Source organism: Clostridium coskatii (genome assembly GCF_001675205.1).
In the GTDB taxonomy this organism is placed as follows: Bacteria; Bacillota; Clostridia; order Clostridiales; family Clostridiaceae; genus Clostridium_B; species Clostridium_B ljungdahlii.
Genome location: NZ_LROR01000038.1, coordinates 138,875 through 160,222 on the forward strand (window position 1 = coordinate 138,875; position 21,348 = coordinate 160,222).

18 protein-coding genes and 1 riboswitch are annotated in these 21,348 nt (G+C 33.7%); of the genes, 6 read left to right on the forward strand and 12 right to left on the reverse strand.

Going from position 1 to position 21,348, the window contains the following annotated elements; all coding sequences use genetic code 11:
• Positions 1–4: 4 nt before the first annotated feature.
• From citF to CLCOS_RS08035, 11 genes are all read right to left on the reverse strand, one after another.
• Complete coding sequence (citF, locus tag CLCOS_RS07985) at positions 5–1,546, reverse strand: citrate lyase subunit alpha (protein ID WP_063600615.1); 1,542 nt, start codon at positions 1,544–1,546, stop codon at positions 5–7.
• Positions 1,539–2,441, reverse strand: coding sequence for a citrate (pro-3S)-lyase subunit beta (gene citE, locus CLCOS_RS07990; protein ID WP_063600616.1), 903 nt, complete (start codon positions 2,439–2,441; stop codon positions 1,539–1,541). The genes citF and citE overlap by 8 nt, the downstream gene beginning before the upstream one ends.
• On the reverse strand, positions 2,441–2,737 hold the full coding sequence (gene citD, locus CLCOS_RS07995) for a citrate lyase acyl carrier protein (RefSeq protein WP_063600617.1): 297 nt from the start codon (positions 2,735–2,737) through the stop codon (positions 2,441–2,443). Before citD ends, citE begins: the two co-directional genes overlap by 1 nt.
• A 22-nt stretch (positions 2,738–2,759) precedes the next feature.
• Positions 2,760–3,794 (reverse strand): [citrate (pro-3S)-lyase] ligase, encoded by a 1,035-nt coding sequence (gene citC, locus CLCOS_RS08000; RefSeq protein ID WP_063600618.1) that lies wholly within the window; start codon positions 3,792–3,794, stop codon positions 2,760–2,762.
• A 40-nt stretch (positions 3,795–3,834) separates the two neighbouring features.
• On the reverse strand, positions 3,835–5,013 hold the full coding sequence (locus CLCOS_RS08005; RefSeq protein WP_153042920.1) for an NAD(P)-dependent malic enzyme: 1,179 nt from the start codon (positions 5,011–5,013) through the stop codon (positions 3,835–3,837).
• Between the two features lie 441 nt (positions 5,014–5,454).
• A complete protein-coding gene (gene citG / locus CLCOS_RS08010; RefSeq protein WP_063600620.1) occupies positions 5,455–6,327 on the reverse strand; it encodes a triphosphoribosyl-dephospho-CoA synthase CitG in 873 nt (290 codons plus the stop codon).
• A gap of 571 nt (positions 6,328–6,898) precedes the next feature.
• The gene (locus tag CLCOS_RS08015; protein ID WP_082853510.1) at positions 6,899–7,924 is read right to left on the reverse strand and encodes an ABC transporter substrate-binding protein; all 1,026 of its coding nucleotides are present in this window, start codon (positions 7,922–7,924) and stop codon (positions 6,899–6,901) included.
• Entirely contained in the window at positions 7,921–8,664 is a 744-nt protein-coding gene (locus CLCOS_RS08020) for an ABC transporter permease (RefSeq protein ID WP_063600621.1), read from the reverse strand. Before CLCOS_RS08020 ends, CLCOS_RS08015 begins: the two co-directional genes overlap by 4 nt.
• Positions 8,661–9,413 carry an ABC transporter ATP-binding protein gene (locus CLCOS_RS08025; protein ID WP_063600622.1) on the reverse strand — a complete coding sequence of 251 codons (753 nt, stop codon included), beginning with the start codon at positions 9,411–9,413 and terminating at the stop codon, positions 8,661–8,663. The genes CLCOS_RS08020 and CLCOS_RS08025 overlap by 4 nt, the downstream gene beginning before the upstream one ends.
• Positions 9,414–9,417: 4 nt before the next feature.
• Entirely contained in the window at positions 9,418–10,077 is a 660-nt protein-coding gene (tenA, locus tag CLCOS_RS08030; RefSeq protein WP_063600623.1) for a thiaminase II, read from the reverse strand.
• Positions 10,078–10,166: 89 nt separating this feature from the next.
• A riboswitch (TPP riboswitch) is annotated at positions 10,167–10,274 on the reverse strand.
• Positions 10,275–10,580: 306 nt separating this feature from the next.
• A complete protein-coding gene (locus CLCOS_RS08035) occupies positions 10,581–11,081 on the reverse strand; it encodes a TspO/MBR family protein (RefSeq protein ID WP_013239190.1) in 501 nt (166 codons plus the stop codon).
• A 156-nt stretch (positions 11,082–11,237) separates the two neighbouring features.
• Here CLCOS_RS08035 and CLCOS_RS08040 point away from each other — a divergent pair, with 156 nt between their 5' ends.
• From CLCOS_RS08040 to asrB, 6 genes are all read left to right on the forward strand, one after another.
• Complete coding sequence (locus CLCOS_RS08040) at positions 11,238–12,140, forward strand: LysR family transcriptional regulator (protein ID WP_023161897.1); 903 nt, start codon at positions 11,238–11,240, stop codon at positions 12,138–12,140.
• A gap of 646 nt (positions 12,141–12,786) precedes the next feature.
• The gene (locus tag CLCOS_RS08045; RefSeq protein WP_063600624.1) at positions 12,787–15,462 is read left to right on the forward strand and encodes a molybdopterin-containing oxidoreductase family protein; all 2,676 of its coding nucleotides are present in this window, start codon (positions 12,787–12,789) and stop codon (positions 15,460–15,462) included.
• Complete coding sequence (locus tag CLCOS_RS08050) at positions 15,462–16,076, forward strand: 4Fe-4S dicluster domain-containing protein (RefSeq protein WP_063600625.1); 615 nt, start codon at positions 15,462–15,464, stop codon at positions 16,074–16,076. Before CLCOS_RS08045 ends, CLCOS_RS08050 begins: the two co-directional genes overlap by 1 nt.
• Entirely contained in the window at positions 16,077–16,745 is a 669-nt protein-coding gene (locus CLCOS_RS08055; protein ID WP_063600626.1) for a TorD/DmsD family molecular chaperone, read from the forward strand.
• Positions 16,746–16,796: 51 nt separating this feature from the next.
• Positions 16,797–17,855 carry an anaerobic sulfite reductase subunit AsrA gene (gene asrA / locus CLCOS_RS08060; RefSeq protein ID WP_063600627.1) on the forward strand — a complete coding sequence of 353 codons (1,059 nt, stop codon included), beginning with the start codon at positions 16,797–16,799 and terminating at the stop codon, positions 17,853–17,855.
• Complete coding sequence (gene asrB, locus CLCOS_RS08065; RefSeq protein ID WP_063600628.1) at positions 17,855–18,643, forward strand: anaerobic sulfite reductase subunit AsrB; 789 nt, start codon at positions 17,855–17,857, stop codon at positions 18,641–18,643. The genes asrA and asrB overlap by 1 nt, the downstream gene beginning before the upstream one ends.
• A gap of 51 nt (positions 18,644–18,694) precedes the next feature.
• Here asrB and CLCOS_RS08070 read toward each other — a convergent pair whose 3' ends face one another.
• A complete protein-coding gene (locus tag CLCOS_RS08070) occupies positions 18,695–21,253 on the reverse strand; it encodes a SpoIID/LytB domain-containing protein (protein WP_063600629.1) in 2,559 nt (852 codons plus the stop codon).
• Between the last annotated feature and the right edge of the window lie 95 nt (positions 21,254–21,348).

Genomic DNA, 21,348 nt, shown 5'->3' on the forward strand with positions numbered 1-21,348 from the left:
CTCACTATTTTACTTGCTTTATAACATCGATAATAGTACCATCTCTATATTCAACTACACCAACAATCTTATCACCATATTCAATTGCCTTAGGTTTTCCTGTAATTTCTTCTGCCTTTTCTCTTAACTCTTCTATAGTACATACTGGAAGCTTTGCTTTCTTAAATTTTTCAAGTAAATCTTTTCTAAGAGGATTTACTGCTATTCCCCTGTCTGTAACTACTACGTCTACTGTTTCTCCTGGAGTTATTACAGTATTTACTTTCTTCACAACAGTAGGTATTCTACCTCTAATAAGCGGACAAACTATCATAGAAAGTTTTGCTCCTGCTGCAGTATCACAGTGTCCGCCTGATGCTCCCCTAATTACTCCATCTGAACCTGTAATTACATTGACATTGAAGTCTGTATCTACTTCCAGTGCACTTAATATAACTATATCTAATTTATTAGATATGCATCCATTATTATGTGGGTTAGCATATAGGGATGAACTTATTTCATAGTGATCTGGATTTTCTCCTATGGATTTTGCTGCTATTAAGTCAAAGCTCTGTACATCGCAGATTTTTGAAATAAGGCCCTCTTTTTGCATTTCTACAAACTGGCCTGTAATTCCACCTAATGCAAAACTAGCTTTAATATCTTTTTCGATCATCTTTTCCCTTAAAAATCTTGCTACTGCAAGGGATGCTCCACCGGAACCACTCTGGATTGAAAATCCTGGTACAAAATATCCTGAAGCTTCAATTGCCTCTGCTGCATACTGTGCAATCAAAAGTTCTCTCGGGTTCTTTGTATATCTTGTTGCCCCGGATGCTATTCCCTTAGGATCACCAATTGCATCTACCTTAACTACATAGTCTACATTATTTTGTTCTATACTTGCAGGTACATTTGGATATGGTACCAAATTATCTGTAATAAGTACTACTTTATCTGCATACTCTGCATCTATTTTAGCATATCCTAGTGAACCACAAAAGGATTTTCCTGTATATCCATTGGCATTTCCATAGTCGTCACAGCTAGGCGCACCTAAAAATGCCACGTCTATTTTTAAATCTCCTGCTCCTATAGCTCTTGCTCTTCCACCATGGGAACGTATTATAATAGGTGTATCTAAAATCCCATTTGATATAGCTTCTGCAAGTGGTCCTCTAACACCACTAGTTATGATTTTAGTAACAACACCATTTTTTATGTGTTCAATTACTGGTTCATGGACACTGCTTAAAGAACTTGGTGCTAAAGTTAAGTTCTTTATTCCCATTTCAGCTATAACGTCCAGCACCATATTTAATATGTAATCTCCAGCTCTAAAGTGATGGTGGAATGATATTGTCATGCCATCCTTTAATCCTGTCTTTATTACAGCTTCTTTTATGCTCTCAAGCAATTTACTCTCTCCAGGTTTTATACTGGATATTTTCCTTGCAAATTTTTTCTTTGTTGGTTTAAAATCAAATGGTCCGCCGTAAGGTACCAGCTTTCCAATTCCTTCTATGTAATCTGGTATTTCTCTTCCTATTTTATTCTTAGTCAATGTCTTCTCCTCCTTCACTTACGCATATACCTGAAGCTTCTGCTAACATCAAAGCTCTCTGTGCACGTTCTATAATAGGCTTATCTACCATTTTTCCGTTTAGAGAAACTACTCCAGATCCTTTTTCTGCAGCATCTTTTGCAGCTCTTATAACACGAACAGATTTATCTATTTCTTTTTGTGAAGGTGTATATATCTTATGCACAGGAGCAATTTGCCTTGGGTTTATTACGGACTTTCCGTCAAATCCCAACTGTTTTATAAGCTTTACTTCATTTATGAATCCTTCTTCATTGTTTACATCAGAAAATACTGTGTCAAAGGCATATATTCCTGCTGCTCTGGCAGCCAATAATACATGGCTTCTTCCTGCAAGAAGCTCTATTCCATCTAAAGAACGGGTTGTCTTTAAATTAGTAACATAATCTTCTGCCCCTATTGCTATTCCCATAAGTCTTTTGCTTGCTGTAGCTATTTCATAAGCATTCATAACTCCTATAGCGCTTTCAACAGCCGCCATAATTTTTGTTTTTCCAACAGGTATTCCTGATTGTTTTTCAATTCTTTCTATTTCTTTTTCTACATCTATAACATCTTGTGCACATTCTGTCTTCGGAAGTCTTATAATATCAGGTTGTGCCCTTACTATTGCCTCTAAATCTTCCATTCCAAAAGGTGTATCAAGTCCATTTATTCTTACTACCGTTTCTGTACCTTCATAATCTATGGATTTTAGTGCATTGTATACTAAGAACCTAGCTGTATCCTTTTCATTTAGGGATACTGAATCTTCTAAATCAAACATTAGAGAATCTGCTCCATATATATGTGCATCCTTAACCATTCCTGGATTGTTTCCCGGTACATACATCATTGTTCTTCTTAACTTGTACATTACTTTTCCACCTCCCAGTTGAATTTTGTTTCTTCTGCTGCCCTCATAACTGCAGCTTGTACCCTTGCTTTTATAACACAATCTAAAGCTCCTTTGTCATTGGCACCCACAATTGCACTTTTTACATCTAGTTCCTCTAAAGTGTCCATTATAACTTTTTTTATCTTGTCTCCAAATTGTTTTTCAACGGAACTTTTTAATTTTATAGCCACCTCATTCTCCGAATTAGGCTGTACTGATATCGTAATATCACTGGACTCAAATGTTCCTGCTATAGCAGCTTTTTTTATTTCCATAAGTGAACCTCCTATATTAAATCTATTTATTTTGAATTTTATTAATTATCGGTATTGCCTCTTTTGAACACAAAAATCTGTAGGTAGTGTTCGGTACTAAATCTTTTACCTGTGAAAACTTCTCCTCTTTTATAAGATTTCTTACCTTTGATGCACTAATAACTTCTTCATTTGTACTAAACCTTGGAATTTCCACAATTTCCACACCACAATTAGGAAGCATTTCTTTCATCACATTATTGTAAGTTCTAGTAACATCACAAAAAGGCTCCTTTCCTACATATCTTCTAGTAATACCTAACGCAGGTACTATGTATTTAGTAAAGATTTCTATATCCAGCAACGATTGCAGCCTAGCTACCTCATTCTGCTTTTTTATAAAATAAGATGGAAAAGTTGCACTTGAGATTACATAATCTTCACCTTTATGAAATACTACATTGTTTAAATGCTGTACTCCCTTTCTCGCTAGTTCATACCTTATACCAGATGGAAAAACTGATTTGTTCTCCCATACTATAAACACATGAACTACATCGCTTTCTCTAGAAGCCTTTTCAATCAAGTACTTATGACCTAAGGTAAAAGGATTGCAGTTAATAACAAGAGCTGAAACTACCCTTCCATCTAACTTCTTCTTTTTTAACTTTTCTATAAACTTATATATACCTAAAGGATCATTTTCCAGCAAAATAACTTTGTCCATAACCTTGGCCACTTTATAAAATCCCATATCACTGAACATTTTATAGTTCTTAGGCTTTGTGTAAATAAAAAGGTGGCTGTTTCCACGTCTGTATTCTTCTGCTACCAGTTCAGATATTATTTTGTTCGAGATTCCCATGTTCCTACAGCTGTCATCTACAGCTATACATTTTAAAATTCTATCTTCAAAGGAACCAGTACCAATTATTTTATCTTCTTCATATATTGCTATTGTGTATTCTACATTTTTATCAAATCTTAGTCCCTGTTTTAAAAGGAATTGTTCTACTTCCTGCAGTCTTCTAAAATCTCTTTTATCTATTATTTCTTCTTGTAAACTAAGGTATTCCACTTCAGCCACCTCCCTCACTAAGCCAACAACAAATACATCCTTATGCTGTAAATTTATTATTTTTTTGTGCTACATCTATAACTGCTTTGGAAACTGCATCACAAACATTTCTATTAAATACACTTGGTATTATATATTCTTCATTCAATTCATCTTTCTTTACTAAATTTGCAAGTCCTTTAGCTGCTGCAATTTTCATTTCATCACATATTTCCTTAGCTCTTACACTTAAAGCTCCCTTAAAAATTCCCGGGAAAACTAAAACATTGTTTATTTGATTTGGAAAATCTGACCTTCCTGTTGCTATAACTTTAGCTCCTGCTTTTTTTGCTTCCTCAGGCATTATTTCAGGTATTGGGTTGGCTAATGCAAAAATTATACTATCTTTGTTCATACCTTCTACCATTTCACCAGTTACTACATTTCCAGCAGAAACACCTATAAAAACATCTGCATTCTTCATTGCATCTTTTAATGTTCCCTTCTCTAAGCCTCTATTTGTTACCTTTGCTATTTGTTTCTGAGGTTCGTTTAAGCAATTATCTCCTTCATAAACTATACCGTTTATGTCACAAAGTACTATGTTTTTTACTCCTGCTGAAATCAAAAGCTTAGCTGTTGCAATACCTGAAGCACCAGCGCCGTTTATAACAACTTTTATATCACTAATATCTTTATTTACTATTTTTAAAGCATTGTACAGGCCTGCTAATACTGCAATAGCAGTACCATGCTGGTCATCATGATATATTGGTATATCTAATTCTTCTTTTAACTTATCTTCAATATAGAAACATTCAGGTGCTTTTATATCTTCAAGATGTATTCCGCCAAATCCCGGTGCAATGTTTTTAATAGTATTTACTATATCATCAGGATCTGTAGAATCTACACATATTGGTATTGCATTTACATTTGCAAATCTTTTAAGTAACAATGCTTTTCCTTCAACTACAGGAAGACCTGCTGCTGGTCCTATATTTCCAAGTCCTAGTACTGCAGTTCCATTTGTAACTACAGCTACTGTCTTTCCCTTTATTGTATACTCATATGCCTTTTCTTCATCCTTGGCAATTTCCAAACACGGACCTGCTACACCTGGTGTATAAGCTACTGCCAAATCATCACCGTTTCTTAAAGGCATTGTTCCAACAACTTCTATAGTACCGTGTTTTTCTCTATGTAATTTTAAGGATTTTTCTTTTACATTCATACCCATACTTTTTTAGTTAGGCTCAAGAATAAACCTAACCATGCCTCCTTTTTATATTAAACTTATAATAAATGCTAAATTAAATTATTTATAACAATATCCCTTATGGTTTTTAATTTAATCTCTTGCTTAATTCACTAATATAATAGCAAACTTATTTAGTTTTGTCAAAACATTTGTAATAAAATTAAACATTTATTTAAATAAATTCTTGCATTTTTCTTTTTATAATCGTATTCAAGCTTTAAAATAGTCTTATATCCTTCTTTTTAGAAATATTTCTTTCAACAAATGTTAAATATATTAACATTTATAAATATGTATTTTAACATTAAACTCCAGTATAGAAGTAATAAAATTACTCCTATTTTTATAAAAAATTTATATAAAAATAAATAAGGTAGCTGCATAAAATATAAACTTATGCAGCTACCTTATCACTTACTTCTATAAACTTTTCATATATTCTTCTACTAAATATAAAAACACAGTTACTCCTAATAAATCTGCACTTCCTCCTGGGCTTACGTTTTTCTCTATGAATCCATTACAGAGATCATTTATTTTTTTTCTTCCTTCACTAGTCCTCATTCCTCCAGTTGAAAGTACTTTCCTAGCTTTTTCTTTAACTTCCTCTAAAATTTCAGGTGAATGCCTATATATTATAGTTGAATCATCACAAATTTGCATTATTCCAATAAGAGTATGTACCAATCTGTCATTAGTATTTAAATCCTCATTTTTCTTATAAAAGTCCAGGGAAAAGTCAAAAACTGTAGGTAATCCCCTCTCTACTTCTCCCCGTACACCTTCTGTCCTATATTTAATAAATAATCTTTCACCATGACTTAAATCTTTTTTATCTTTTAAAGTAAAAAGTTCCTTTGAAACTATGCCCGTTGTCATTTGCTTTATAATACTTCTAATTTCGCTAAATCTTTTTCCCTCATAAATGACCTTTCCTACAGCTGCGCAGGTAACACCCATCAAAAATAGCATTCCCTTATGGGTATTAACTCCCTTTGTCTTAATAAACATATCTTTTTCAGCTTTTATTCCTAAATGTCTAATACTATTAAATAGTTCTTTATAGGATTTATCTGAAAGTCCTTCTTGAACAAACATAATCATATATCTACTTAAAACAGAAGTACTGTCTATAAAAGTAAAAAGGTCCATATCCTTATGAGCACCACAGGATACGGGTGACACAAGACCAGGACTGGGATAACACGAAACCTCATAAATCATAGCTTGTACTGCGAAACCTCCAATTATCATAGAAATTTCGTTTATCTGAAACATCTTCTCATTTTTCATATTGTTTTCTCCACATATTATTTTTAGCCTATAGTTGTTTTTAGCCGTACAAAATACGGGATATATTTTATCATAGTTACAGGTAAAATGCTATAGGAGATAACTTATATAGAGTTTCTAGATTGAAAATTAACTTATACAATATCATATAATGACAAATCTCACCACAATAAAAACTTTTGGCAAGTCTAAATCTCGGTATTTTGATAATCTAAGGGGCTTATCTAAACTCGTACCTCAGACATATCTAAGCCCCTAAGATTTTCTAAAATACTTCGCTAAGACTTATGGAAAAGTTTTTAAATGTGCTTTCAATTTTGTCATTATATTTTATGTATAAGTTTAAATTTCAAGCAGAAACTCTCGTATAGATAGTTAACTCTACAATTAAACTTTACGATCTATATATAGGTATTCTAACTTAAGAATCAACTTATGTGAAGGCATATTTTTACAATAATGAAGTTCTTTTAAATATTTTATATATAAGTCTTAGGAAAATATTTAATGAACTGAAGGTTGTAAAAAATATTCGGAGTATACGTTGATTCTTTGTTTAGGAAATCTCCTTTTATTTATTGTTATCCAGAATATTTACATAAAGATCTTCTGGTTTTATATCTTTCTTTAGAAGTCCTTGTTTCTTTAACCAATCGATATTGTTCTGCCAAACACTTTTATCCTGACTTAAGAACGGTTCACCATTTGACTCCATCTTAGGAATAAGTATGTTCATACTTTTTTCCTCTACTGCTTGCACTAGTGGAAAACTATCCTTTTTTTGGTTGTCCATAAGTATCTTTAAAGCTGCCTTAGGATTTTTCTTAGTATATTCAAAACCCTTTTGAGATGCCTTCATAAACTTTTTAAGTACTTCAGGTTTTTCCTTAAGAGTTTTGTCACTAGTTACAAACACTTCTTCATAATAATTTGGCACTCCATACTTTGCAGGATCAAAATAATTTACAGGATGTCCTTCATTTTGAAGCACTGGAACCTCATGATTTATAAGTCCTCCTGTAGTTGCATCCACCTTTTTAGTTACCATAGAAGATAACAAATCAAAGCCTACATCAACCATTTTAACAGAGTTTGGATCTCCCCCTTCTTTTTTTACCATAGTTTTTACATATTGAACATTTAAAGAATTTCCTGAATAACCTACAGTCTTTCCTTGAAGATCTTTCGGTGAATTTATATTCTTTTCCTTTAAAGCTATTATTACATTAAGCGGTGTATGTACAATAGCTCCTATAGATTTCACAGGAACCCCCTGATTCGCTCTCGCAATTACAATATCCGGTTGATAGTATATTCCAATAGTAGCTTTTCCTGCTGCTGGAAGTGAAAGAGGATCTGTAGTATCTGATGGAAATTTAATATTTACGTTAAGTCCTTCTTCCTTATAGTACCCATTTTTAATAGCAGCATATATAAAACTATGTATTGCATTTGGATACCAATCAAGTACTAAATCCACATTTTCTAATTTACCATCCTTGCCTTTCGATGAATCACTACTGTTTCCACACCCTACTAACATAGCAGCTATCAATAAGAATGCCATTACAAGAGATAAATATTTATTTTTTTTCACACTTCATTCCTCCATTTTACTATTTTATTTTCTAAAACATTTAGTATTTCCACTAAAATTAGAGCAGCTAGTGATAATATGACAATAGGCGCAAACACTCCTGCACCATCCATTTGTGTCATCATTCTCTTACTAAAATATCCAAGGCCTGCTTCTGCTCCAAGCCACTCACTTACAGCTGCACCCACTACACTTAAAGGTACTGCCATTTTAAGTGCAGAAAAGAAGTAAGGAAGTGAAGCTGGAAACTTTAACTTCATAAATATATCTTTTTTGCTAGCACCATAGGTAATTAAAAGTTCTTCCATATCTTTTCTTGTAGAACGAAGTCCATCATATACATTTATAGTTATAGGAAAAAATGTTATAAGTACCGTTACAAGTACCTTACTCCATATACCATATCCAAACCAAAGTATGAATATAGGTGCAAGTGCAGTAATTGGAACTGTTTGGGTTACAATTACAATTGGATAAAGAGCTCTTTGTATTCTTTCACTTATATTCATAGCCACAGCAAGCACTACCCCAAGCACTATAGATATTAAAAGTCCCTCAATAGTAATCAAAAGAGTAGCAGGAAGATGTACTAAAAATAAAATATCTTTAAGTTCCCATATTTTTTCTAAAATGGCAATAGGAGAAGGCAGTATATACATTGCATCTATATACATTGCTAAAGCTTGCCATATTGCAAAAAACAATATTGCAACTATTATGGAAGATCTATACCTTTTCACAGCTTAACCCCCTTTTTTAGCTCATTTATAAGTTCCTCTTTTATCTTCAATATAGGAGGCATGTCTATCATACTTCTAGTCCTTGGATAGTTGAGAGGCACTTTTATTTCTTTAAATTTTCTTATTGGAGTTTCAGATGTAACAAATATCTTAGTTGATAAAAAAAGAGCTTCTTCTACATCATGAGTTATAAATAATATAGTTTTATCTAAGGCTAACCATTTATCAATGAGCCATTCCTGCATAGAAACTCTTGTTATAGCATCCAATGCACTAAAAGGTTCATCCAAAAGCAGCACTTCTGCTCCCGTAAGGAGAGTTCTTGCAAAAGATGCCCTCTGCCGCATACCTCCTGATAAATCCTTCGGGTATTTATTTTTATATTTTTCAAGTCCAAAATCCTTTAACATTTTTTCTGCTTGAACCTGTGCCTCTTTCAAATTTTTACCTTTAACTTCAAGAGGAAGATATACATTTTGAAGTATAGTTCGCCAGGGTATAAGAAGATCATTTTGCGGCATGTATCCTATATAACCTTTTAAATCATTTATATTTTTACCTTTTAAAATTATATCTCCTTCAAAAGCCTTTTCCAGCTTACAAATAAGTCTAAGTACAGTACTTTTCCCACATCCGCTAGGACCTACTATACTTATAAATTCCCCTTTGTCCACATTAAAATTGAGATTTTTTATAATGAAATCAGGATCTTCCTCATATTTGAAGCTTACATTTTTAAATTCCAGCATGATTTCACATCCCCTTGTTATAAGCCATGTCCCAGAACATACATTCATACTTGCTTGTATTTATAAATATTTCCTTTAACCTGTTAAATTTCTTTTCCGATATATTTTCCGTCAAATAATCTAACAAATCTATCACCCACTTAGTCTCCTTTTCATAATCACTAGATATATATCCTTTTATCCACTGTCCGTAAAACTCGTTGTCCAGTGACCCCTCTATTTTACTCAACTTTTTACCAATTAAATAATAACTCCACATACAAGCTAAAAGAGAAGTAGTTAAATCCATTAAATCTCCCATTTGAGATACAGACAGCATATAACTTGTATACGAAATATTTTCAATAGAGGCTTTAACATTTTCTATTTCCTCTTTTCTAATACCAATTTTTTTCATATAATGCCTATGAATATTCATTTCTCCATTTAATATATTGTCCACCATCTTTGAGAACCCCTGCATTATACTTTCTTCACTGGCTTTTACCACCCCTAATGCATACACTTTTGCATAATCAAAAAGATATATGTAATCCTGAATCATATAAAATTTGAATCTATCTATTTCTAAGTTTCCCTCTCCTATTCCCTTTACAAATGGATGTTCATAGTAAGAATTCCATATGTCTTTTACGCTTTCGTATAATTTCATAGATGTTTTCATAATAAGTTTCTCCTTTTTCATCCGACATACACATTATTAATTAAAATAAAAGGTACAAACCTCTTAGGAAGTTTGTACCTTTATTTATCAATTACATAAAAACCTCTTCCTACGCTGGCATTAACCAGATCAGGTATAGGGTCTAAGAATTATATTCTTACTCTCAGCCGGTAACACCAGCCCCCCTGGGATATTAAATCTATTTAATTTTTACATTATCCATCCAATTTTTATATTACTACAATAACAAAAATTGGTCAACATGCTAAAGAGAAAGCGACTATCATCAAATCAAAGATTTGGAATATCTGCTTGCACACAGCGAAAGCGACTATCACCAAATCAAAGATTTGGGATATCTGCTTTTCCCACTAAGTAAGATTCATTGATACATATCTTTAAAAACAAAAATCCACTTCTGAACGTAAAATAATTAATTTTAACATTCAAGAGTGAATATATAAAATATTAAATATTTTCAAAGTAATACCTAATTATATATGTCATTTATTTAGCATCCATATTGCATAATTTAATATACCTGCAAATGACACCCAAAGTATGTATGGTATCATTAAATAAGCTGCTGTTTTATCAATTTTACTGAACTCAAAAGTCGTCATTAAAATAAATACTAACAAAATCATCAATTCTAGAAAAGCTAAACCATATAACTGAAATCTAAAAAATATAATTGTCCACATAAAATTTAATGCCAATTGAATAACATACAGCACCAGTGCTCTCTTAACATCTTCTCCTTGCTTTCCTCTAATCCATATTCTATATGCAGCTGTACCCATAAGAAAAAATAAAATAATCCACACTATAGGGAATATCCAACCAGGTGGTGAAAACACAGGTTTAACAAGCTGACTGTACATTTCTTGATTAGACATTCCTAAAAAAGCACTAATAGCTCCGACTCCTTCTGCAATTATAATACTTATAATAAGTTTTCCAATATGTTTTTCTCCATTTACCTTAAATATATTACAAAACATAAATTCACCTCCTACTGCTATTATATTTTAAAGAAAAGACTTTTATTCTGAAAAATATAATAGCTATTAAGTGAAAGAATCCTATGTGAAAATGATACTTGTAATCAATTTCAAGTTATTATATAATTAATTAAAAAGCAGAATAGGTGAGGTAAAATGACAGAAGAACAATTAAAATATTTTATAACTGTAGTAGATACTGGCAGTTATATGGAAACTGCCTTAGAGCTAAATATTACTCAATCTTCTGTTAGTAAACAAATACAAGCATTAGAACATGAATTAGGTGTTCAACTCTTTAATCGTAAACATAGACGTGTAAAATTAACAATTGAAGGAAAACGATTATTACCTCAAGCTAGGCATACATTAGACGAGATTTATCGTTTAGAATATATGTCCAAAAAACTACAGCCTGGATATAAAGATAAAATAACAGTACTTTCTTTACCTATTATTGGTAACTTTGATTTGTATATTCCAATGAGTCGCTTTGAATTAGAGAATCCTTCTTTTCTAATCAATTTAGTAGAACTAGAAGAACCACGACTATTTCATAGATTGCAAAATAATAGTTTTGATATAGCACTAACTTATTGGTATGGAGAAAATCTAGCTAATAGTAAAACTCTTTTTATTCCTGCTGCTGAAGATGAAATTGTTTTAGCTGTTCACAAAGATACTCCTTTAGCAAAATTGCATTTTATTTTTCCAGAACAATTAAAAAATTCTTCTCTTATGTTAATGGAACCCTATACATGTATATCTAACTTATGTATGGCTTTCTTTGATGAACATGATATTGCTCCAGATATTATATTTAGAGGAAGACCTGAAACTATTTTGAGTGGTGTAGAAGCTAACTATGGTGCTGCTTTAATAACACGTAAGCTAGCAAGTAATTCATCATTTAATAATGTTGTTTTAATACCATTTTCACCTAGTATTTCAATTACACTAGGTGCATTTATTAATAAACATAGTCAAAAGAATCCTAAGATTAACGAACTAGTCAATATGTTAATAGCTAAAATGGCAAATGACAAAAATAAATCTTAGAAGTTCTCTATAACATAAAATTCTATTTTCCTACTTGATACATATTATTAATCATATCTAAATTTCTAAATTGGAGTTTACACAAATAATCCATACATAATCTAAAATTTAATTGTACTCTATATAAGCATTCTATAACAGCAAGTTTATAGATCAAAAAAGATCAAAAAAGATCAAATGAACTTGCTGCTACTTTATTCAAGTCCAATATGAATTCCACTCAATGGTCCTCTTTATTTTATTTCATCACAAATCATTTTACATGAATTACCTGTATAATACAGCTAAGAAAAATATGAGCTATAAATTAATATTTATCTGATGGCTACCTACTGTAATACTCCCACACACTCTGTGAAAGCGATTATCACCAAATTAAAGATTTGGGATATCTGCTTGCACACAGCGAAAGCGACTATCACCAAATCAAAGATTTGGGATATCTGCTTTTCCCACTAAGTAAGATTCATTGATAAACAATTCGAAAACGAAATAAAGCCAATTATTCATTTTTGGAATAAGCAATCAGCTTTTTTTGAATTGGAAAGCCAACATATAAGGTGGTATCTTAAAATTAGATAATTAATTTATTCACAAAATATGCACACAATTATCTAAGCCTATTAGTAGTAAAGGAGGTAAATAAATGGAAAATCAAAAAACGAATAGAAGCGATTTTCTTAATGCAACAAACATAACAGGAATTACATCAGCTATTAACGGCTCAAGTGGATTAGTAAAAAGTGAGTCAGTCCAGGATGATGCATCATCCGCTACTAAGATCGTCAGAACATGTTGTAGAGCATGTATTTCCAATTGTGGTGTTATTGCACATATTAAGAATGGACGAGTAATTAAGCTTGAAGGCGATCCTGAGAACCCAATGAACAAAGGATCAATGTGCGCCAAAGGACTCTCCGGTATACAAGCTCTTTATAATCCAAATCGTAATAAGTATCCAATGCTGAGAGTTGGCAAACGAGGTGAAAATAAATGGAAGCGTATTTCTTGGGATGAAGCTATTGACATTCTTGCCAATAAGCTTATGGAAACCCGTGAAAAGTATGGGGCAGAAGCTGTAATATGCTCTACCGGAGGAGGTGGAAACCCTGAGTTTTGGAGTATCTCTAGATTTTGTAATGTATTTGGTACTCCTAACTGGTTTGAGCCTGGTTGTGCTCAATGTTATCTACCACGTACGTTAGCCAATGGCCTGATGTACGGCGGTTCGGACTACAGTATCGCCGATTCAAACTGTCTAGAAATTTACGATTCCTATGAAACACCAATCAAATGTCTAGTCATGTGGGGATCCGCTCCTTCATACTCCAGTCCTGCAATGGGCGGAGGCGCCGTTGCAGACCTTCGTGCCAATGGAGTAAAAACCGTTGTAATCGACCCTCGTATGACTCCAGATGCAGCCAAAGCTGATGTTTGGTTACCTATAAGGCCTGGAAGCGACGTGGCGCTCATGCTGGCTTGGACACGCTACATCATTGATAAAAAACTTTACGATGAAGATTTCGTCATGAAGTGGACAAATCTTCCCTATCTTGTAAACGTCAAAACCAAGATGTTATTACGTGCTAATAAAAGTAATAACCCCAAAATTCCGGATACCTTTATGGTGTGGGATACAAAAACTAACTCAGCTAAGCCGCTTGCCTATCCTTGGAATGATAACCTAACCCCTGCACTTGAAGGAACTTTCATGGTGAACGGAATTGAATGTAAAACTGGTTTTCAGCTTTTAAAGGAAAGGGTTGAACCTTATAATCTTGAAAAGGCAGCAAAAACCTGTTGGCTTGATGTAAACAAGATTGAAGAAGCTATTAATTTATACACACAAAATTCCCCTTCAGGTCTTAACCTAGGCGTTGCCACCGACCAAAGCCCTAATTCAGTACAAGCAGCCATGGCAGCAGTTAACCTAAATGCACTAATGGGTAATATTGAAAAACCGGGAACGCTTATGCAGCGTTTTGAAACAAGTGGTGCTACACCTGTTTTAACGTATATAGTCCCACCTGCCCAGAAAATGCTTCCTGAAGAACAACTAAAAAAGCGTCTGGGTGGTACCGAATACAAAGGGCTTCTTCAATGGTGGGCAGCTCAACCTTCCAGTGTTAGGGATGCAATTATTACCGGAAAACCTTATAAACCAAGAGTATGGATTGAACGATCTGGTAATAAGTTAGGTGCTGTTGCCGAGAGTGCATCATGGGTTCCTGCTCTTAAAGAAATGGATTTTATTGTACATATGTACATGTATCCTACTTCATTCTCTAACTATGCAGACCTACTCCTGCCCGCATCAGAATGGCTAGAAACAGATATGCCTGTAGAATCCTGTAATAAAATCTTTGTTAGACAAGCTGTTACCCACCTATGGGAAACCATGGATGAAACGTTGTTTTGGTCAAAGCTGGCAAAACGCTGTGCAGAACTCGGACACGAAAACTGTAAGAAATCATTTGATGAAGAATATATGGGCGCTGATCTTCCTTACTGGAATAGCATGGAAGAACTTCTTAATCGTTGTACAAGTGTTTTTGATATGACATGGGATGAATTCAAGAAAAAAGCTCCTTTTGAATTCTTGCCTAAAAATGAATGGAAACAGTACTATGTTTACAAGCAGATCGATCCAAAGACAGGTACGGCAAGAGGATTTGATACACCTTCTAAGAAAATTGAAATTTACTTGGAAAGCCTGATTACTTTAGGAAGAACAGGAATGCCTTATTCCACATATAAATTACCTCCTGCTTCAAAGGACTATGATCCACTGCCATACTACTTAGAGCCTTCTGAAAGTCCTCTTGAAGGCAGTGAACTGGCTAAAGAGTATCCTTTAGTTATGACCAATGGGCGAATTCCTTTTTATCATCATAATACATTAAGAAATGTCCCATGGCTAAGAGAGATGTACCCTGTGCCTGAAATATGGATTCACCCTACAGCTGCAAAAACTTATGGTATTTCCCATGGAGACTGGGTATGGGTAGAATCTCTAAGGGGCAAGATTAAAGCAAAAGCTAATGTAACAAAAGGCATAAATTCCGGAACCGTATACATGGAACGTTTTACCTTCCCTGAAAATTATCATACTGAGACCGAAGGATGGCGTGAAATGAATGTCAATGTACTTTCAAAATCAACTGCTCCATTTAATGATGTTGTTGGAACGTACACTTTAAGAGGCTATCTTGTAAAAATTTCAAGAGCCGATGATGGTCCGCCAAAAGGTGTCTGGACAAAACCTGAGCACTTTAAGGCATGGCTTCCTCAGCCATCTGATCCTACGGAGGTGGTTAAGTAATGAAACAGAATATTTTGGTAATTGATGTAGATAGATGTATTGGCTGCTATGGCTGCAAGGTAGCGTGTAAAATGGAGAATGGGGTTGCTCTCGGCTCCTCAAGGAACAAATTATTGACCATAGGCCCCATAGGAACATATCCAGATATACAAATGTATTTTTTACCAGTGATGTGTCAGCAATGTGAGGATCCTGCTTGCGTCAAAGTCTGTCCTACAGGGGCATGCTATAAACGTAGTGAGGATGGTGTTATTGTTATTGACAAAGAAAAATGTATTGGTTGTAAAAGCTGTCATAGAGCCTGCCCTTACGAAATAAACAACTTCAACAACGAAATGAAGGTAATGGATAAATGTACTCTTTGCTCTCATTTAACACAAAATGGCGAAAAACCTGCATGTGTAAAAACTTGTTCTAGCAGAGCCCTATATTTCGGTGATATCAACGATCCTAATAGCGATGTATCAATAGCACTAAAAGAAGCCGGAAGTGAAAATATATACAGTTTTCGTGATTTTGGCAATCATCCTTCTGTTCGATACATTTTGCGCCATGACAAATGGATTGATGTTATTCCACAGGAGTGTAACGAACAAGATGGGAGGAAAAGATAGGTGGATAGAAAATCGGATTCCTTGAAGCTTATGAAAAACCGTGAAAATCTATATCGCTTTTTGGTACGTCTTTATAAAATAGAAATAGATGAACCGTTACTTACACAAATGAAAGCTATGAGCTTTCCTGTAGAATGCTGCCAAACTAAACTCAGTGAAGGATACCGGATACTTAGAGAATATCTCGATAATTGCAGCAGTGATCCGATCACCGACCTAGCTAGTGACTACGCAAAAATTTTTCTTGCTGCAGGTATAGCGGATGGCTCTGCTGCCTTCCCATACGAATCAGTATATACCAGTAGAAAAAAGATTATTATGCAGGATGCTTATGATCAAGTAAAGGCGATATATGCTGCAAAAGGTCTTAAAAAAAATGATGATGAAGGATCGGAATTTTATGAAGACCATATATCTTTAGAACTTGATTTTATGGCTTTTCTATGCCATGAGACACAATACATTTTAGGCACACAGGATGAATCAAAATTTCTATCCTGTGTAAAAGAGCAGATGGATTTTCTAAGTAAGCATCTGTTGAATTGGGTTCCTAGATTTTGTTCTGATATAGAAAAATATGCTGATACAAAATTTTATAAAGGAATTGGAAAAATAACTGATAGCTACTTGGCCTTGGATTATACAATTCTAAAAAGTTTGACAGATTGAATATAAATATGTGTTGTAAAAGAATTTATAGAAAGATAGGAGGATTAATCATTGGGTTACTATGTAAGTTCGAAAAGAATGGATCAAATAATCAATGAACTAAAAAAGGAATATAAAATTTATGCTCCAAAGCGTTTTAAAAACCGCGGTTGGAAGCCTAATACCGACTTAATACGTTACGATGAAATTAATTCGGTATCAGAGATTATTTATGATGAAAAATCCGATTTTTCACCGAAGGAAGTCTTTTATCCTATTAGTCAGACGCTTCTTTATTTTACTGAAGATAATTGTAAAGAAAGTAGTATTGATGATAGTAAAAATATCATTCTCTTTGCACGTCCCTGCGATATTAACGGCATTAAGAGATTAGACACTATTTTTCTTAAAAATGGTAATCAGGAAGATAACTATTATAAACGGCTGCGTGATAAATTAAAAATCTTTATGTTGGAATGCCGGGAAGGGTTTGATAATTGCTTCTGTGTTTCCATGGGTTCAAATCAAACTGACAATTACAGTGCAGCAGTGAGGTTCGAGCAAAATGGTTTACTAGTAGAAATCAAAAATAATGAATTCAAAAAATACTTTGACGGCGAAATTTCAAGGAACTTTACTCCTGAGTTTGTTCAAAGCAATCAAAAAAAGGTTAACTTACCAAAAATCGATAGCACCGACACTTTGAAAAAAGTGTACAGTTTGGAATTTTGGAAAGACTTCAATGATAAGTGTTTAAGCTGCGGTGCTTGCAATACAGTCTGCATGACATGCAGCTGTTTCGATACCAGGGACATCATATATAACGAAACCAGCCTTAACGGAGAGAGAAGAAGAGTGTGGTCATCCTGTATGCTTGAAGATTTCACAATTATGGCTGGTGGGCATGGTGTTAGAAATACAGCTGGTGAAAGAATGAGATTTAAAACCTTGCACAAGGTTTATGATTACAATTCCCGTTTTGGTGGAGATGAACATATGTGTGTGGGATGTGGACGCTGCGTTAAACGATGCCCACAAGAGATTTCATTCTCTGACACTATAAGCAAATTGAGTGAAGAAGTAGCAAAAATATCAAATGAGAAAAAAGCATCTACGGAGGTGACTAAATAATGAAAAATATCACACTACCGTCACCACATAAAATTCTAAGTATCATACATGAAACTAATGCAGAATACACCTTCAGGGTAGAATGTGACGTTGAAACCAAGCACGGCCAATTTTTTCAACTATCAATCCCCAAAGTAGGTGAAGCTCCAATATCTGTAAGTGGCAAAGGAGATGGCTGGATTGAGTTCACTATCCGAAAAGTAGGACAACTTACCAATGGTCTTTTTGCTCTAAAGCCTGGAAATATGTTGTTTATGAGAGGACCTTATGGGAACTCCTGGCCGATAGATAAATTCAAGAGCAAGGATTTGATAGTAATTGCTGGTGGTACCGGCCTGGCTCCAGTTAGAACTCTTTTGAACTATTTTTATAATCACCCAGATGAGATCAAATCAGTTAATGTGATTGTAGGTTTCAGAGACATCAACTGCGTTTTATTTGACTATGATCTTAAAAGATTTAAAACTAAATTCAATATGATCTGCACCTTAGATAATGATAAAGCAGATGGATTTGAAACTGGAATGGTCACTGCACACATCAAAAAAATCCCATTTAGTAGCTTTGAAGACTACAATGTAGTTATTGTTGGACCTCCAATAATGATGCATTTTGCAGGTAAGGAGTTACTTGTAAATGGTGTTGAAGATTCTAAAATGTGGGTATCATTTGAAAGGAAAATGTCTTGTGCAGTAGGTAAATGTGGTCACTGTAAGATAAATGAAACTTACGTTTGCCTCGAAGGGCCTGTTTTTAATTATACCAAAGCCAAAGACTTGCTCGACTAAATGACAACTTAAAAACAGGAACCTTGAGAAATATCAAAGTTCCTGTTTTTATTAAAAGCTTAAATTTTTTATTCCTGATTTTGTTATAAGAGCATCATTCAATGCACTATAAGTCCAAGTTCCCACTGTTCCGCTTGCTGGTATTCCTGCATCTGTTTGAAAAGCTATTACTGCACTTTTAGTTTGGGTTCCAAAATATCCTGTAGCACCAGAAACATTATATTCCAATTTTATTAAAGCATTCTGCAATGCTGCTACATCACTACTTGTCATCCCTAAACTTAAAGGCAATGTAGAAATATACAAAGGCTTACTATTTACTGTAATATTAAACTGCTTTATACTATCATAGCTCTTTGTACTTAACCCATCCTTACCATAAACTTTAACTGTATAAGTTCCATTTACAACAGGTGTAAATGAAAACGTACTGGAAGTGCTGAAATTACTGGATGCCACTATATTCCCGTTATTATATACCTCATATCTGTAGCTCATTCCAGAAGGACTTGCCCCTGTACCGTTGGCATAAAAACTTAATATAGTTCCTACATAAAAATACCCACTTACGTTCACATTTTTGATTTGGGGATTATACACATTTAAATTCAAGTTACTTTGAACATCAAAGGTCTTTTCAGATAGTGAATCCTTAAGGTACCCAACTACTTGATAACTTCCTGCAGCTGCTGCTTTAAAACTAAAAGTATTCGAACTTAAATAACCACTATCAGCTGCTATGCTGCTTCCATTCATAACTACAAATCTATATTGTGCACTGCCGGAACCATTTACTTCACTTATAGTATAATTAACAGTATCTCCAATAAAAATAGAATTTTTTGTACTGGCATATGTCATAGTAGGTTGATCATACACTTTAACAGCCGTAGTTTTCATGTCATCATAATCCTTTGTTGAAAGCGAATCTTTCACATATACCGTTATATTATAATTTCCTGCACTATTAACTTTGTAAAGTAAATTTGCATTACTGCTATAATCTACAGTCGTCAAAGTTGTTCCGTTTAAAGAAATTACATACTTATAAAGGTAACTCCCAGAACCTGACGCAGCAGTTGTGTTTATATTAACAGTTTGTCCAGTCAAATATTGTGGTTTATTAGTAGTTAAATTGTTTATAACAGGGTTTCCATAAACTATAAAAGAAGATGTCTTTGTATCATCATAATCAGCTGTAGAATTTTGATCTTTCATATAAACTTGCGCAGTATAATTTCCTTGAGTACTTGGCACATAATCTAGTGATGAAATATTGTTATAATCTTTTGTGTATACAACATTAGCTCCATTCATTACCACATACTTATATAAATAAGTTCCACTACCAGATGTTGCCGCCGCATTAAAGGAAATAGTGTTTCCAATAAACAAGCTATTTGTACTCTGAGTAAAGTTATTTAAGATAGCACTTGTAATGAGATTTTGTAAATATACATTTTGATAATAGAATTTTAAAATCTGATCATAAGTTTGTCCTGCACTAGCTCTGTTTTTAGCTCCGATCTGACTCATTCCAAGACCATGTCCATTTCCCATTCCTGAAAAAGTGTAAGCTCCATTTACTGCATCATAAGTTACAGTATAAAGATTACTTGGCAATCCAAGGAAAGTTCTTGTACAATCATTTGTTACAGATTTTGTTTGTATCGCTCCTGTTGCATCCTTATAAATAATATTAATGTTTGACACTCTACCACTTGCAAATTTAGTTATTGAACTTAAATCTAAACTTACAAAGGTATCTGTGGAAGCTATATATTTCCTATTTACTAAAATTGATTGTATCTGTGCATTGTTCAATACTATATTGCCCTTAGGCCAAGGTAATTTTTCAAAGGGATCTTGTACAGATCGTAGATATGGGACATAATTTCCCCATACATTTTCACTATCTTCTGATACTCCCCCATGCCAAGCGGAATATAAAGTCTCTACTAATTTATCATTGTATAAAAGAACTTGTCCTTTAGTTTGATCCACAGCACTAATCACATTAGTAAGATTTGCATCGTAACCTTTATATGTCTGATAAGCTGGAGTATCATCAAAATCATAGCCATTAGCTACAGCATATCCTATTCGTGATATTGCATAATTTCTTGCTGCCACTGATTGAGCCTTTAAGGACTCAATTGGACAACTATTATCCAATTCATATCCTACTACACCCTTTAGATAGTTTTCAATGTCAATCATATTAATAGGCAAAACTTTTCCATTATAAAACTTAATTGCAAAGGAACCTAAGTACTTATTTGACACTGAACCAGAAGTTAAAGTTATCAAGTTAGAGCTATTATTGGGAGTTAAAGTAATCTGACTCTGTACTACTCCATTTAGTGTGATACTTGTTCCACTTATCCCAAAATTTAAAACAGATCCAGATGGATATACTTGTCCATTTAAAGTATAATCTCCATTTAATGCAGCAGTAATAGTGGTAGAGGACATGCTTAAAAGTCCTACCTTTACATTATTAAAGTAACCACTGTTTTGATAAGCATAAGCTTTTTGTGTAAAGGCAATTAGAAACATAGCAGCAAAAAAAGTAAATATTATAAAACTTAGGTAACAGCGTTTAAACATAAACCATCCCCCCTCCAGATAATTTAGCCTTTAGTAAAGTATCGATAGAATACTTATTAAATAGACTGGAACCTGCAGGAAAAAAAACGAAATCA